We start from the raw sequence: 13,388 nt of genomic DNA on the forward strand, positions 1-13,388 counted from the left end.
CCCAGCAGGTCCCACAGGGCCACCTGCTGGGCGTCCAGCTCGGCGCTGGCGCTGCGAAGGGTGTCGAGGGGGTCGGACTGATGCAGCGCCCAGGCGCCCAGCGCCTCCAGCTGACGATGCAGCGCCAGAAAGGAAAAGTGCAGCGGCGCGTGCGGATGGTCGGGGCGCATCAGTCAGTGTCGATGAACAGGGGCGTGTCGTCCAGCTCGCCGTCTTCTTCGCCGCTCCAGACGATCTTGAGCCGCAGGGTCTGGTTCTTGGGGCTTTTGCTCACCTTGATGCGGAAGCGCCCCAGTCGGTGGGGACGCAGCACGATCTGATCTTCCTCGTCATCAAAGGTGATCTCGCCCTTCTGGATGCCACGGGCGATGGCCTTGAGAAAGGCGGCCAGATTGTCCGCGTCCTGCAGGGATTCGTGCTCGAACAGCTGCGTCTGCCTTGTCATGGTGCGTTCTGTCTGCAAAGAGTGCGCTGGAGATGATGTCGTTGAGTTAATGTTAATTGATCCAAATTAATTTTCATATTGAATTTGAGGCGAACTTGCCGTTTAGTGATAAAAAGCTATCGCTTTATGAGTGAATCCTATGGTGAAGCTATCGAATGTCCTGCTTTCGGCGGGTTAAGGGGTGGCAAGTAAAGATTTTTCTGGCATGTGACTTGCTTTGATGAGATCAAAAAATTTCAGGAGGCTTTTCATGGCGAAGAAGGTTGTGCTGGTTGATGATTCCAAGACGGTGTTGATGACCGCTGAACTGGCGCTCAAGCCACTGGTGGACGCTGGTCATATTGAAATCATCACTTATGAGGATCCCACAGTAGCGTTGGAAGCCATCAAAAACGGTCTGGCGTTCGATCTGTTGCTGACCGACATCAACATGCCGCAGATGAACGGGCTTGACTTCGCCCGTCAGGTCAAGGCGATGCCAGAGATGCGTCTCAAGCCCATTCTGGCCTTCACTACGGAAAACGCGCCTGAAATGGTGCAGCAGGGCAAGCAGATCGGCCTGGCGGGCTGGGTAGTCAAGCCCTTCGCGCCGGAAAAACTGCAGATGGCTATCAAGCGGGTGCTGCGGATTCGATAAAACAGAACAGGGAGGCTGTCATGGCTGCCGGCCGGGTAATGATCGTGGATGACTCTATCACTGTGCGCATGTATCACCGTCAGCTGTTGGAAAAGCTGGGCTATGCGTGCGATGAGGCTGAAAACGGCATGGAGGCGCTGGAGAAGGCGCAGCTGGGCCGCTATGACTTGTATCTGGTGGACATAAATATGCCGGTTTTGGACGGCTACAGTTTTGTTCGCCGGTTGCGTAGCGGCGAAGGTCATGGCGCGCCGGTGATCATGGTCTCCACTGAGGCGGAGGCGCGAGACCGACACCAGTCGCTCGCCAGTGGTGCCAATCATCACATCATCAAACCCGCACGGCCGGAAGAGTTGGCAGCCTTTGCCCGCATTCTGACCCAACCCTGTGCCAAGGAGTAAATCATGGACCCCTTGCTGGAACAGTTTCTGTCAGAAGCGCAGGACAACCTCAGCTACCTAGATGCCCACCTTAAGGATCTTGAGTCGGGTGATCCGGAGCAGGTCAACGCTCTGTTTCGTGCCGCCCATACTCTCAAGGGGGGCGCGGGACTGGTAGGTTTTGAGGCAGTCAAGGAGATCACGCATGCCGCCGAGGACCTGCTGGATGCCTACCGTAATGGTCGGGTCAGCTATTCTGATGCACTGCTGGATGCGCTGTACGATGCCTTTGATGAAGTTATAGAGCTGGTGGATGCTGCCGAGGCCGCCGGCGATCTGGCGGCGTTGGAGGTGGATCAGTCCCGGGTAGATGAGGTCAGAGGCAAGGTGCGTGCTCTGCTCGATGGTGTGATGGGGCAACAGGCGGACACGCAACCAGATACCGCGCCGTTCGAGCCGCCGTTCTCGCTTGTGGAGGCGGTGCCCCTGACAGCTCTTAATCTGGATCAGCTGACGCGCATTCTGCCTCATGTGCCTGCCGACCCCGTCATACCGGACGTTAGCTGGCAGAGCACGTCTCACGCCTGGGTGGTCAATCTGGATCTGGATCAGGCCACGCTTGAGTTGGGCAACGATCCGGTCTATCTGCTCGACCTGCTGGGCGAGCAGGCGCTCGTCGCCGTCGAACCCCATGTGCGCGGCTGCGATGCCCTGCGGGAGAACCCGCTGCAGTGGAGCACATGGCTCAAGTGCGTTGTCCTCACCGATGGCGACACGCTGGAAGAGGTGTTCTACAACCTGATCTATGAGATTGAAGTAGCGCCGCTCAACTGGGCCAGTCTGCTCACGCCACCCGAGGGCATGGAGCCGGCAGAAATTGCCGCTCTGGTCGATGGGCTGGTGTGGGAGGCGGAGGCTCTGCGCGCGGCGGCGGCACAGCAGCAGGGAGCGGCTGGCTGGGTGCTGAACCGTCTGGCCGACCTGTTGGAGGCAGGGATGAGCGAAGCGCAGCAGGCTGGGCTGCGCCGCTGGCTGGGGTGTGGCACGGATGCGGGTGCAGCGCCCGCACAGGCGGATGATGTCCCAGTCGCTGTGGAAGAGTCAGAGCTGGACGAGCCTATGCGTGCGGCGCTGAAGGCGTTGGTGGAGAGTCAGCGGGAGGCACTGACCTGCAGCGAGGTAGGGCATGGACACATCGTGGATGCTCTGCGGCATATGCAGGCCACCCTTGGTCAGCCCTGTCTGCCGGCGGACGCTTCGTCGGAAGATGCTGCTGAAACCATTGAGATGCTGGCGCGGCAGTTGGGATTGGCGTCGGAAGGTGATAGCAAAGCCAATGCTCCGCAAGTCGAACAGGACAATGCGACCGTGTCGGCAGCACAGTCCCCTGAGTCGGGAACAGCCATGCCCGAGAGTCGTCCGACCGCACATGCAGCGGAGTCCAGCCAGACGGCACCTGCCCGCAGCGCACCCTCTCAGCCTGCCCAGACCCACCATATGCCGCGCACCATCAAAATTGACCAGGAGCAGATTGATGAGCTGATGGACATTGTCGGCGAGCTGCTGGTGGTCAAGAATGCCTTGCCATTCATCGCTGAGGCCATTGAGGGTGATAACGCACAGCAGGTGCGTCGTGAGCTGATGAGCCAGTATGAGCAGATCAGCCGACTGGTGGGGCAGCTGCAGGACCGGGTGATGGGCATGCGCCTGCTGCCGCTGAGTTACATCTTCAGTCGTTATCCGAAGCTGGTGCGAGACATTTCTCGCAAGCTGGGCAAGAAGATCGAATACAAGGAGTATGGCGGCGAAACCAAACTGGACAAGATGATGATCGAGAAGCTCGCCGACCCGATGGTCCACATTATCCGAAATTCACTGGATCACGGGCTGGAGACGGAAGAAGAGCGCATTGCCGCGGGCAAGCCGCCGGTGGGTACGCTCACCGTGGGCGCCCGCAGCGAGGGCGATCGGGTCATCATTGAGGTTAAGGACGATGGCCGCGGCATTGACGTGGACAAGGTGATCAACAAGGCGCTGGAGAAGCGGCTGATCGACCCTGAGCAGATTGACCGCATGAGCGAGGAGGAAAAGCTGGGGCTGATCTTCCTGCCCGGACTGTCCACCAAGGATGAGATCAGCGACCTGTCGGGTCGTGGCGTGGGGGCCGATGCGGTCAAGACTACGGTGGAGGAGCTGGGCGGCAAGGTGATCGTGCGCAGCCGGAAGGGACAGGGCACCAGCGTGCTGCTGGAGCTGCCGGTCAGCGTGGCGTTGACCAGTGTTTTCCAGGTGCGCATGGGCGGACAGAACTATGCGGTGAGCATGGAACACATCGTGGAGACGGAGAAGGTTACCCGCGCGGACATTCGTACCGCCAGTCACCAGCCCATCATTGAGCTGCGTGGCGAGGTACTGCCGCTGGTGCGCTTCGAGCAACTGCTGGGCCGCACCGAGTTCAACGAAACCGAAAGTGTGCTGATTCTCAACACCGCATCCGGCAAGATCGCCTTTGTGGTGGACGACTTCGTGGGTCAGCTGGATGTGGTTCAGAAGCCGCTGAGCGGCCCGCTGGCGGCTCACCCGTTCATCAGCGGTGTGGCGTTGCTGGGTGACGGCTCGCCTCTGTTCATACTCAACCTGCAAAAGATGTTTGATTGAGGAGGTGTCATGCCGGAGTCGCTGGAACTGACACATCGAGAAGCCGCCATCCTGCTGGATGAGGTGTTTGCGCCGTTCATGGAACTGTGGCAGTCCGACGCGCGGCTCCAGCCGTTGATTGAAGATCGCAGGACCTACCGCCACTTTCTGGCAGAGATGGCTCATGTATTGGGTGCTCTGCTGCACGGGCGCAGCGATGCGCTTGTCCACCTGAAGGCACTGTGCCTTGAGGCACAGGCGGTGGGTCTGCCGCAAGAGGCTGTGGAAGATTATGCTGCCCGCTTTATCGACACCTTTGAGCGCTGGGTGGCGCAGGCTGATGCCGCTCTGTTGGATGATGGACGTGAGACGGTGCAGGCTCGTATCGCTCAGCTGCGGGCGCAGCAGATGCACTGCGGGGACGCGCCGGAGGAAGCGGAAGGGTTCGTCATGGCCGACAGCGGCCATATGGATGCTGTCATTGACAGCATGCACAACATTACCGCCGGGCGTGAGGCGGTCAGCGCGTGGGATTTCATAGCATCCGGAGTGCTGGATGAAGATACCGTTGAGCGCATTGTGGAGGATGTGGAGGACCTGACCGGCGAGCTCTACTTCTACGGTGGGTTTGACAGAGACTACGCAAGGTTTGTCGCCAGCCATCTGGAAGAGTTTTCCCGCGCACTCGATGCCACTATGGAGTTTGATGATCTGGCCTGGGCGGTGCGGCAGTTTATTCATGTTCTTGAGCATTTGCCTGAAGAACTGGATGCCGAGCTGGGTGTGTCTGTCAAGAAGCTGACCGATCAGTTCGTGGAGGACCTCGCCGGCTGGGTCAGCCATGTACTTGTGGAGCAGGATGCACAGGATATCCACTACTTGGACGCAGCCATGATGGCATCGGTCAAGCAGATTGCCATGCTGCTGGGTGTGCCGCTGGAGCGCACAGACAAGGATGAGGCAGTCGTGGTGCAGCAGGGCGGGGATGATGATTTTGTCATGTTCTAACAGAAGGGCAATCCGAGGGAGGAGAGCAAGATGGGCTTCATAACCAAACCACAGAGCGGAGGGACTTCGGCTGCACCCGGTGCGGTTTCCGGCACAACAGCCGTTAAGTCCGCTCCGAAGCAGCAAGCTTCGGTAGGTGCCAGTGCCAGTCGTCAAAAGCGTTCAGCTGAGAGCGCCCAACGCCGCACCTTGGCTCGGCGTCAGCAGATGAGCGAGAACCTTTCGCGCATCGCTTCTTCACTGCTGGAGAAGACGCAGGAGGGTGTGACGGCCATCGAGCAGCTCAAGAGTGCCATGGAGCAGATCGCCGCCGCCAGTGAGGAGAATGCCGGTGCGGCGGAGGAGAGCCTGAGCGCCATCAATGAGATCACCAAGAATACCGAGTCCATTCAGCGGGATGCTGAGTTCGGCATCAATAAGGCACTGACCATGGTGGAGGTGGCTCGTAATACTCAGCGGGATGTAATCCAGTCCGCCGACCGCATGCTGGAGACGGTAGAGATGAGCCGTCAGCTGCGGGAGCAGGCCACCTCGCTGGAGAAGGCCAGCGAGGACATCGGCGAGTCAGTGACATTGATCGCTCAGGTGGCCGAGGAGACTAACCTGCTGGCGCTCAATGCTGCCATCGAGGCGGCGCGGGCCAAGGAGCACGGCAAGGGGTTCGCCGTCGTAGCCGGTGAGACCCGAGCGCTGGCGGCGCAGGCGGCCGAAAGTGCCGAGTCTACCGGTGAAGTGGTGGCCGATGCCCAGAAGAAGGTGCGAGAGCTGGTGGAATATATCACCGAGGTGTCCGATCAGGTGGCCGAAGATGCGCCTAAGGCTCAGGCAGCCTCCGAGCAGGCCGCCCGTGTGGGTGAGCTGGGTGGGCAGGTGGCCGAGAGCATGCAGCAGTTGGGGCGGGTGATGGACCAGCTGATGAATGAGGTCACCGAGCTGCAGAAGGGCGCGGAGGTGATCGCTTCTGCTGCCGAGGAGCAGGCCAGTGCGGTCAATCAGGCCTCCAAGGCTATTGACATGCAGGCTTCGGCGCTGGTGGAGTCAGAGCAGGCGGCCACCAATCTGGAGGTGCTGGCCGAGGAACTGAAGAACTCCACCGATGTGGTCAAGGATGCTGAGGAGATCGCCTCCATGGCCGAAGAGCTGAGCAGTGCGGTGGAAGAGATCACCAGCAGTATGGGTGAAGTGATTGTTGCGTTGGAGCAGATAGAGAAGGCTGCGGCGCTGGCCAATGAGGATGCAGTCAAGAACAGTGAGGTGGCCGATACCTGCATCGACTTTGTGAGCCAGTCGGGCGAGCAGCTGCAAACGGCCTTTGATGCGCTGGGTGAGATCAGCCAGATTACTGAGGGGATGATTGAAACCCTGAGGGAAATCAGCAAGGGCGTCAGCGGTAGCGTTGAGCAAGGTGCGCGCGTTACCGAACAGATTGACGCGGTCGACAAGGACCTGCGGCGTATCACCAAGATTCTGCGCACCATTGAGAACATCATTATTCAGACCACCATGCTGGCGGTCAGCGGTTCGGTGGAGGCGGCACGTGCCGGCGAGTTCGGCAAAGGATTTGCGGTGGTCAGCAGCGACATCCGCAATCTGGCGCAGGAGGCTGGCAGCAATATTGAGAAGATCGACGAGATCATCACATCGCTGGAGGAGGAGATGACCCGTATCAGCCGTGCATGGCAGCATGGCCTGGGACGGCTGAGCGTCAACGCTGACCAGTTGGAGAGCATGGTGGCGCACCTTGAGACGGTGGGGCGCGAGATCGAGGAGGTGGTCAGTCTGGTCGAAGGCCTCAAGCGCGCCAACGAGGAGAATGCCGCCGCGCTCAACCAGGCTCGTCAGGGTAGTGAGCAGATCAAGGTTGCGGCGGTGCAGGCCCAGACCAACGTTTCCGAGAGTCGTTCGGCAGCGCAGCTGATCCGTGACACTCTCGAGGAAATGGGAGAGCAGGTCGAGGAATTGGCGGTACTGGCTGATCAGCTGCAGGCGACCGGCTGAAATCGGGATACGGAGACCGGGTCATGATCGAGACACTGCTCATCTTCCGCCTTGGTGACACATTGCTGGGTCTGGACAGTGATCGGGTGACGCGGGTACAGCGTGTACCGGTCTTGACAGATGTGCCGTTGGGAGAGAGCGCACTCAGGGGTATCGCGGTCATCGATGGCCGCATCGTGCCGGTGCTGGATATGGGGTTACTGCTGGTGCAGGAGCCGGTGGCGCAGGAGAATGAGTCAGCCCGTCTGGTCGTGGTGCAGTTCGAGGGCGACAGCCTCGGATTTCTCGTAGACGGCATCGAGCAGACAGTAGCGCTGGATGGAAAGACGCTTGCGCCAGTAGACAGTGATCTTAAAGGCGTGGAGAGTGTCTTCGATCTTGAGGGGACGCCGGTGCAGATCATTCGTCCCGAGGCACTCTTGGACGAGCCTCTGCTGGGTGGGCATGCGCCTTTCCATGTGCCTTTTCCGCTGCCGCAGCGCGGCGAGCAGGCTGGGACGGAGAAGGTGGAGGCGGGTATGGATGGCGCGCTCTATCTGCATTTCATGCTGGGAGATGAGCATTTTGCCATTCATACCGATCAGGTCAAGGAGCTGCTCAAGGTGCCGGTGCGCTTTACGCCTCTTACCGGCGCGCCCATGCCCCCGGTGCTGGGCGTCAGCCCCCTGCGGGGAGAGATGGTGAGCGTAGTGGACCTGTCGGACCTGTTCGGGTTCGGGGCATTTGACCCCGGTGGCTCCCATGGGCGGCTGGTCGTCATTGGTAACGGTCAACGTCAGCTGGCGCTGGCTGTACCTCGGGTGCATGAGGTCATCGAAGTGGCTCGTGAGCGGATTCAGCCGGTACGCACTGGAGAGGCCGCACGTTCGGCGTTGCCGGTCAGCGGTGTCTTTCAGCTGGAAGAGAGCGTGGTGGTGTCCGTGCTGGGTGAGGCGGCGCTGGAGCAGCTCCTTGCGCAGTACGCACTGACCGAGACGCGCGCCCATTCGGAGCAGATACAGCAGAAGGAAGAAGCAGACATGGCGGAGCTGGCGGTTTTTCGTATCGGGCAGGAGGCCTATGCGCTGGATATTGAACAGGTGCAGGAGATCATCAAGCTGCAGCCGATCACTCCCATCCCGGAGCCGCCATCATTCGTGGAAGGCATCATTAATCTGCGGGGCAAGGTGATACCGGTGATCAATCTGCCCGAACGGCTTGGCTTCACTTTCGAGCCAGGTGAGCGCAGCAAGATTGTCGTGGGCTTGCACGAAGGCGTGCAGGTTGGCTTTCTGGTGGATGAGGTGGATGAAATTCTCTATGTGGATGAGTCAGCCTGCGCTTTTGCTGATGATCCGGACAGCTTGATTCACGCCACGGTGACGTTGGATGAGGGACGCCGAGTCATTCTGTGGCTACGTTTGCAGAAAGTGCTTGAGGGTATCCGCTTTGGAGCCCTAAGTGCATGAATGATGAGCTTTTACATACAACAAAACGGGCTATACGTAACGTAAAAAGAAGAATTCCATGACCAGAAAAAAGATTCTTGTCGTTGATGACAGTGCGCTGATTCGCAAGCAGTTGGGTGATCTGTTCAATCGGGCCGGCTATGACGTGGGGCTGGCCAAGCATGGTCAGGATGCGCTGGAGTTCATCGAAGCGGTGGACTTCGATGTGGTGACCATGGATATCAACATGCCGGTGATGGACGGGCTGACAGCGGTTCGGGAGATCATGCGCATCAAGCCCACGCCCATCGTAATGGTCAGTTCACTGACACAGGATGAGGCAGAGATCACCTTCGAGGCACTGGAGGCGGGTGCAGTCGACTATGTGCCCAAGCCGGGCACGCTGTCGCTGGACTTGGCTCGGCAGGAGCAGGAGATCCTGGACAAAGTGGCAGCCGCTGCGTCCATTCCCAGAAGTCGTTTGACGATCCGCCGTCAGGCGGCGCAGAAGAAGCTGGACCTGATCAGGAAGAAAAATCAGCCAAAGGTGGTGTCAGACAAGGTGCCGGAACGACTGGTGCTCATCGGCGCCAGCACGGGCGGGCCGGGGTTGATCGAGGAAATTGTCACTTCTCTGCCGGCAGACTACCCATGGCCGGTGTGTGTGGTGCAGCACATGCCGGAGAATTTCACTGGCATCTTCGCAAGTCGTTTGAATCGCAATGCGGCCGTGGAGGTGGTCGAAGCCCGTCAGGGTGACCGGCTGACCGCCGGCAAGGTCATCATCGGTAAAGGCGGCCGGCATCTGCACTTCAGCAGCAAGGCCAGCGGGCATCTGGCTGTCAAACTGGTGCCCAACACCATCAATCATTTTTTCTGTCCTTCTGTGGATGAGATGTTCTGCTCGGCTGCACAGGTGTTCGACCCTCGCAAAATCATGGCGGTAGAACTGACAGGCATCGGGGACGATGGTGCCGACTGCATGGTGCGGTTGAGAGAAGGTGGCGCATACACACTGGCCGAGAGTGAAGAGACGGCGGTGGTCTACGGTATGCCGAAGGAGGCCTGGGAGCGGGGCGGGGCGGTGAAGAAACTGCCGTTTCCCGAGATTGTGGATGAGATTCTGGCCTATGGGGAGCAACACTGATGGGATTTGTCACGGGACAGGACAGCCAGGCGGATGTGCGAGTATTCGACACTTTTCTGGATGCGCAGAAGGTGTTCGAGGACCCGGAGGCGGATCAGGCCAGCCGGCTGGCGGCGCTGGACTACATTATCCGCCATCAGGAAATCTACTATGTACTGGACATGCTTGCGCGCATGTTTCCGCATAACCGTATTGAGGATCATGTCTTTATTGACTTCGCCTTCGCTCAGTTTCCTACCCGTCCGCGGCGGGACAAGGATTTCGAGGCCATGTTCCGCATGCTTAAGAGCGACAATGCCTATCTGCGCAATGCGGTGATCACTTTTCTCCACAACTATGGTGATGAGGCGGAAGCATTTCTTGAACGGCTGTTGGCCGATCCTGACCGGGATATCCGCATCTTTGCCGTCAACATTCTGGGTGATGTGCGTTTTGACCGGGCTACGGAGCTGCTGCGCCATTTCATCACCCGGGAGATCGCCGAAGGGCATGATGTCAATGCGCTGATGACTGCCGTGGATTACCTGGGTGAGCTGGGCAGTGAAGAGGATATTCCTCTCTTGGAGGCTGTCAGAAAGGAGTTTCCGGAAGACCCCTATGTCACCTTTGGCGTGGACCTTGCTATCAAGCGTATCAGAGGTGAGGGTTGATGTTGTCCGTTGGGGATTTCCGCAAACTGTGCGATGTCATCTACCGGCGCACAGGGATCAAGATTGACCTGAAGCGCTATGACATTCTCAAGCCCAAGCTTGAGAAGGTGCTGACACAATTTGGCTACAGTGATTTCCGTAGTTTCTTTCATGACTTCCGCTTCGAGAAGAACCCGGCGCTGATTCAGGAGATCCTCAACACGGTCACCATCAATGAGACCTATTTTTTCCGTGAGAAGTATCAGTTCGAGACACTTATCAGTGAAGTGCTGCCACGACTGCATCAGCTGAGACCGACTGGAGAGCCGATCCGTATTCTGTGTGCGCCCAGCTCAACTGGTGAGGAGCCGTATTCCATCGCATTGTCGTTGCTGGATGAAGGCCGGTTGCTGGATGCACGGGACTTCGAGCTGGTGGGCATAGATATTGACTCGGTAGCCATTGCCAAGGCGCGCGCTGGCATTTACACACCCCGCAGTGTGCAGCATGTACCTCCCCATCTGCTGCAGCAGTATTTCATTCAGCGTACGGATGGTCGCTATGAGCTGGTGGACTTTCTAAAAGGCGTGGTGAATTTTCAGGTGGTCAATGTGATGGATCGCCAGGCCATGCGGCGGCTGGGACGGTTTGATGTCATTTTCTGCCGCAACATGTTGATCTACTTCGACGAGATCAGCCGGCGGGAGGTGGCCATGACTTTCTATGAGCTGCTTAAGCCGCAGGGGGCAGTATTTCTCGGACACGCTGAGAGCATGAACCGGATCGTGTCGGTATTCCGCACCGTGCGTAGCGGTGAGACGATCTATTATGTCAAGGAGTGAGAGATGGCAGCACTGATCATTGACCGGCCGATGGATGATACACAGGTAGAGGTGGTGCTGGCACAACTGGAAGAGCATGATGCAGTGGTCATCCGCCATCATGATCTGGGAGGTGCGGTAGTGCAGGCATTGCTGTGTGCCAGTGCCCGCATGCCGGTTTCCATCGAGGCAGAGGCTCCCACGTTGCGTCAGCTGTTCGAAAACCCGCAGGTGGCACAGGATTAAACCATGCCGGTCTGGACGCTGGCCAACATGAAGGGTGGTGTTGCCAAGACCACCAGCGCATTGATGTTGGCACAGGCCGCGCAGCAGACGGGACACCGTGTGCTGCTGGTTGATCTGGATCTTAATGCACAACTGAGCAGGCTGCTGGGTCACTGGCCCGCCGAACAGGCAGGTGCTTTTGCCGATACACCAGAGGTGATTCGGCTGGGTGAGCAGCTGTCACTGGTGCCCGCGCCGGGGGCGGACTTTCCGCTGGATGGGGCGCTTGCTGGGCGAGGGCTGTCGGATCGGCTGGTTGCGCTCGCGACTGCACATGACCTGTGCATTATTGATACCCCTTCAGGTTATATGCCATTTCTTCGTGAACTGCTCCGACTGAGTGAGGTGTGGATTACTCCTACGCCGCTGACGCCAGTCGTACGGCAGGCGAGTGTCCATTATCTACTGCGCATGGCAAGGTTGGCACTGGCGGAGCACACACGACTCACAGTGCGCTTGCTGCCTGTACAGTTCAATGCTCACCTTGGCTCGCATCGAATTGGCCTGGAAGCGCTGCGTCGCTTCGTTGGTTCATGGCGGGTACTGCCGCCAGTACGCCAGGATGCGCATCTGACCGGTGTGCTGTCAGACACTGCCCACCGTCTCACACCTGCCCGGCGGGACTATCTCGACGTTTGCCGCGTTCTTGGAGTATGCTGAAAGCATAAACCGTATGTTTTGAGCGGAAAAGTGTGGAGACGTCATGAGTGAACTCAGCATAGAAAATATCAATTTTTCTGCTATTCCAGTCAGCAAGAAGCGGGCACTGGATTTGATCGATACGGTCATCCTGCCCATTGCGGAGAAAATCCGTGGAAATGAGACACTGCTAAGGTATTTTCCGGATCGGGAAAGTATGTCACGCCATAGCATCAATATGGGACGGCTGGCTGTGGCAATGCTGTTTGAACCGGGGCTGGCAGAAAAACTGTTTGAACGCATGCACGAGGCTCACGCCAAGCATGGCATTCCTCTGGAGGTTATTGAACCGTTCATGACCGAATTCATTCAGCGCTATGTGGCCTGGGTGCGCATGAGCACTTTAGTGCCGGAGGAGGAACGTACGCGACTGGAGGAGGAAGCGAATGCCCATTTGGTGCGTTGTCAGCAGGTCTATGCCGAAACGCTTACTGCACCAGCAGAGGCGGATGACGATTTCATGATGTTTGACGAACCTTCGAGTGAGGCGGAAGACGGTTTTGCCTTCTTCGAGTCGGAGCAGGTGGACGAGGCCATATCGGATATGCACACCTCTACCTCAGGGAAGGCGCAGGTGAGCGCGGCGGACTATATGGCTTCGGGAGAGTTGTTGCCGGAGCAGGTGGACATCATCATGGATGAGTTCCGCGAGCTGGAGGACCTCTTCCACCGCTATGTTCGCTTCGAGCCGGCGTTCGTGCAAGCATTTCAGCAGCATCTGAAGTATCTGGCGGACTCCCTCTTTGGCACCATCGAGTTCGAGCAGATGGGATACAGTCTGCAGCAGCTGATCCGTCTTCTGGATGCTGCCGGAACGTTGGATGAGAGTCACCAGACGCTGGTGTTCACTTTGCTGGAGCAGCTGGTTCTGGATCTGCTTGAGTGGGCGCGCAAGCTCTTTGTGGAGCAGGATGCCATTGACATTCATTATCTGGATGCAGCGCTACTGGCCTCCATCGCCCAGATTGAAATGATGCTGGGTGTATCGGAGCCTGAGGTGTGATAAGCGCCCGTCGTTGTCAAAACAAAGAAAAGGGGCCTTTGGGCTGCCCCTTTTCTCGTTTAACGTAACTTATCCTTACAGGTCGATGTCGCTGAAGTCTTCCACGTCGACGTCGGCGTCTACCTGGCCCACCAGATAGGAGGCGATTTCGGATTCCTGCGGCGCCACCTGCACGTTGTCGGACACCAGCCAGTTGTTCATCCACGGCAGGGGGTTGGAGCGTTTCTCGAACAGTGGCGGCAGGTTGATCGCCTGAATGCGGATGTTGGAGA

At 58.3% G+C, this 13,388-nt stretch carries 13 protein-coding genes and 1 pseudogene; 12 read left to right on the forward strand and 2 right to left on the reverse strand.

Annotation, left to right across the window (positions count from 1 at the left end; genetic code table 11):
• Positions 1–169: 169 nt before the first annotated feature.
• A complete protein-coding gene (locus tag F8K16_RS03395; RefSeq protein WP_294946947.1) occupies positions 170–445 on the reverse strand; it encodes an amphi-Trp domain-containing protein in 276 nt (91 codons plus the stop codon).
• Between the two features lie 250 nt (positions 446–695).
• On the opposite strand from F8K16_RS03395, the gene F8K16_RS03400 reads away from it, so the two are divergent.
• The 12 genes from F8K16_RS03400 (at position 696) to F8K16_RS03455 (ending at position 13,116) form a co-directional block, all read left to right on the forward strand.
• On the forward strand, positions 696–1,082 hold the full coding sequence (locus F8K16_RS03400; RefSeq protein WP_294946950.1) for a response regulator: 387 nt from the start codon (positions 696–698) through the stop codon (positions 1,080–1,082).
• A 20-nt stretch (positions 1,083–1,102) separates the two neighbouring features.
• A complete protein-coding gene (locus F8K16_RS03405) occupies positions 1,103–1,483 on the forward strand; it encodes a response regulator (RefSeq protein WP_294946953.1) in 381 nt (126 codons plus the stop codon).
• Positions 1,484–1,486: 3 nt separating this feature from the next.
• A complete protein-coding gene (locus tag F8K16_RS03410) occupies positions 1,487–4,120 on the forward strand; it encodes a chemotaxis protein CheA (RefSeq protein WP_294946956.1) in 2,634 nt (877 codons plus the stop codon).
• A 9-nt stretch (positions 4,121–4,129) separates the two neighbouring features.
• On the forward strand, positions 4,130–5,107 hold the full coding sequence (locus tag F8K16_RS03415) for a hypothetical protein (RefSeq protein WP_294946958.1): 978 nt from the start codon (positions 4,130–4,132) through the stop codon (positions 5,105–5,107).
• Positions 5,108–5,314: 207 nt separating this feature from the next.
• The gene (locus F8K16_RS03420; protein WP_294946961.1) at positions 5,315–7,105 is read left to right on the forward strand and encodes a methyl-accepting chemotaxis protein; all 1,791 of its coding nucleotides are present in this window, start codon (positions 5,315–5,317) and stop codon (positions 7,103–7,105) included.
• A gap of 23 nt (positions 7,106–7,128) precedes the next feature.
• Positions 7,129–8,553: a chemotaxis protein CheW gene (locus tag F8K16_RS03425; protein WP_294946964.1), complete on the forward strand. Its 1,425-nt coding sequence runs from the start codon at positions 7,129–7,131 to the stop codon at positions 8,551–8,553.
• Between the two features lie 58 nt (positions 8,554–8,611).
• Positions 8,612–9,679: a chemotaxis-specific protein-glutamate methyltransferase CheB gene (cheB, locus tag F8K16_RS03430; RefSeq protein ID WP_294946967.1), complete on the forward strand. Its 1,068-nt coding sequence runs from the start codon at positions 8,612–8,614 to the stop codon at positions 9,677–9,679.
• Positions 9,679–10,329, forward strand: coding sequence for a HEAT repeat domain-containing protein (locus tag F8K16_RS03435; protein ID WP_294946969.1), 651 nt, complete (start codon positions 9,679–9,681; stop codon positions 10,327–10,329). Before cheB ends, F8K16_RS03435 begins: the two co-directional genes overlap by 1 nt.
• Positions 10,329–11,150 (forward strand): protein-glutamate O-methyltransferase CheR, encoded by an 822-nt coding sequence (locus F8K16_RS03440; protein WP_294946972.1) that lies wholly within the window; start codon positions 10,329–10,331, stop codon positions 11,148–11,150. The genes F8K16_RS03435 and F8K16_RS03440 overlap by 1 nt, the downstream gene beginning before the upstream one ends.
• Before the next feature lie 3 nt (positions 11,151–11,153).
• Positions 11,154–11,375 carry a hypothetical protein gene (locus tag F8K16_RS03445; RefSeq protein ID WP_294946974.1) on the forward strand — a complete coding sequence of 74 codons (222 nt, stop codon included), beginning with the start codon at positions 11,154–11,156 and terminating at the stop codon, positions 11,373–11,375.
• Positions 11,376–11,378: 3 nt separating this feature from the next.
• Positions 11,379–12,074: a ParA family protein gene (locus tag F8K16_RS03450; RefSeq protein ID WP_294946977.1), complete on the forward strand. Its 696-nt coding sequence runs from the start codon at positions 11,379–11,381 to the stop codon at positions 12,072–12,074.
• Positions 12,075–12,117: 43 nt separating this feature from the next.
• Entirely contained in the window at positions 12,118–13,116 is a 999-nt protein-coding gene (locus tag F8K16_RS03455; RefSeq protein WP_294946979.1) for a hypothetical protein, read from the forward strand.
• A gap of 75 nt (positions 13,117–13,191) precedes the next feature.
• Here the strand turns inward: F8K16_RS03455 and F8K16_RS03460 are convergent.
• Positions 13,192–13,388: pseudogene (locus F8K16_RS03460) on the reverse strand (ribonucleotide-diphosphate reductase subunit beta); the annotation flags it as partial.

Source organism: Sulfurivirga sp. (assembly GCF_015490265.1).
Classification (GTDB): domain Bacteria; phylum Pseudomonadota; class Gammaproteobacteria; order Thiomicrospirales; family Thiomicrospiraceae; genus Sulfurivirga.

Coding starts and splice junctions, on each gene's coding strand:
- F8K16_RS03450 (WP_294946977.1), top strand. CDS start 11,379: ATGCCGGTCTGGACGCTGGCCAACATGAAGGGTGGTGTTGCCAAGACC.
- F8K16_RS03440 (WP_294946972.1), top strand. CDS start 10,329: ATGTTGTCCGTTGGGGATTTCCGCAAACTGTGCGATGTCATCTACCGG.
- F8K16_RS03395 (WP_294946947.1), bottom strand. CDS start 445: ATGACAAGGCAGACGCAGCTGTTCGAGCACGAATCCCTGCAGGACGCG.
- F8K16_RS03445 (WP_294946974.1), top strand. CDS start 11,154: ATGGCAGCACTGATCATTGACCGGCCGATGGATGATACACAGGTAGAG.
- cheB (WP_294946967.1), top strand. CDS start 8,612: ATGACCAGAAAAAAGATTCTTGTCGTTGATGACAGTGCGCTGATTCGC.
- F8K16_RS03410 (WP_294946956.1), top strand. CDS start 1,487: ATGGACCCCTTGCTGGAACAGTTTCTGTCAGAAGCGCAGGACAACCTC.
- F8K16_RS03455 (WP_294946979.1), top strand. CDS start 12,118: ATGAGTGAACTCAGCATAGAAAATATCAATTTTTCTGCTATTCCAGTC.
- F8K16_RS03425 (WP_294946964.1), top strand. CDS start 7,129: ATGATCGAGACACTGCTCATCTTCCGCCTTGGTGACACATTGCTGGGT.
- F8K16_RS03400 (WP_294946950.1), top strand. CDS start 696: ATGGCGAAGAAGGTTGTGCTGGTTGATGATTCCAAGACGGTGTTGATG.
- F8K16_RS03405 (WP_294946953.1), top strand. CDS start 1,103: ATGGCTGCCGGCCGGGTAATGATCGTGGATGACTCTATCACTGTGCGC.
- F8K16_RS03420 (WP_294946961.1), top strand. CDS start 5,315: ATGAGCGAGAACCTTTCGCGCATCGCTTCTTCACTGCTGGAGAAGACG.
- F8K16_RS03415 (WP_294946958.1), top strand. CDS start 4,130: ATGCCGGAGTCGCTGGAACTGACACATCGAGAAGCCGCCATCCTGCTG.
- F8K16_RS03435 (WP_294946969.1), top strand. CDS start 9,679: ATGGGATTTGTCACGGGACAGGACAGCCAGGCGGATGTGCGAGTATTC.